The organism is Nostoc sp. 2RC, assembly GCF_014222165.1.
Taxonomy (GTDB): Bacteria; Cyanobacteriota; Cyanobacteriia; order Cyanobacteriales; family Nostocaceae; genus Nostoc; species Nostoc linckia.
The window spans coordinates 1-932 of record NZ_JACKZU010000748.1; the positions used below are offsets into that span (position 1 = coordinate 1).

Consider the following 932-nt stretch of genomic DNA (forward strand, 5'->3'; position numbering starts at 1 on the left):
CCCCCTTCCCCTTTCCCCCTAATTTGCTTTCATTGTTGATTTTCTACATTTCCAAGGTTAAACATGAAGGGTATGCTGCTTTTTGAGTCACTACCCATAACTAGGACTTTTGGCATTTGAGCGCCGCCAGTTTTCCAAGCTTCAATTGCTTCTTTTTGCAAGACTAATTGGCCTCCTTGGGCTTTGAGTGTCTCTGCTAAAAGTCTTTGAGCTTCTGCTTTTCCTTTTGCTCGATTAATTTCTGCTTGTGCTTCTTGTTCGGCTTCCCGTGCTATATAAACGGCTCTTTGGGCGCGTTGTTCGGCAATTTGTTTTTCTTCGACTGCTTTAGCGAATTCTGGAGAGAATGTCAAGTCAACTACGCTAGTATCTAAGACAATTATCCCATATTTATCTAAGCGATCGCCCAAGGCATCATCAAAGTCTTGTTTCAATTCACTTCTTTTGGTAATTGCTTCTTCTACTGTTCTTTTAGCGGCGGCAATTTTAAATGATTCTTGGGTTTGGGGAGCAATAATTTTTGATACTATATTTTCCAAACTTCCTTGTTTTCTTCTCACTTCAACTACCTGTACCGGATCGAGGCGAAAGTTAATTGCAAACCTCGCAGTTAAATTTTGCAAATCCTTTGTAGAACTTTCCGCTGGCACTTCAAATTTTTGCACTGTTAAATCATACACATCGATCGCGGAAATAAAAGGTGGTTTGAGGTGGATACCTTCTAATAAAGCGCCATCTCTAGCTTTACCCAAAATGCTAATCACTCCTGCTTGCCCTGGGTTGATAATAATAAAGGAATTTAGCCCAACAATCACTAATATTGCTAACACAATTCCCAAAACAGTGGTTTGCCAATTACCAAATTGCTGATTTTTCAATTTTCTCTCTCCAATATTTAAGTGGGGGGGTGGGGGGATGGGGGGGAAAGGGGG

General features: G+C 40.9%; 1 protein-coding gene. It reads right to left on the reverse strand.

Annotated elements, in window-relative coordinates:
* Positions 1 to 29: 29 nt before the first annotated feature.
* Positions 30 to 878 (reverse strand): prohibitin family protein, encoded by an 849-nt coding sequence (locus tag GNE10_RS34810; RefSeq protein ID WP_185570545.1) that lies wholly within the window; start codon positions 876 to 878, stop codon positions 30 to 32.
* Between the last annotated feature and the right edge of the window lie 54 nt (positions 879 to 932).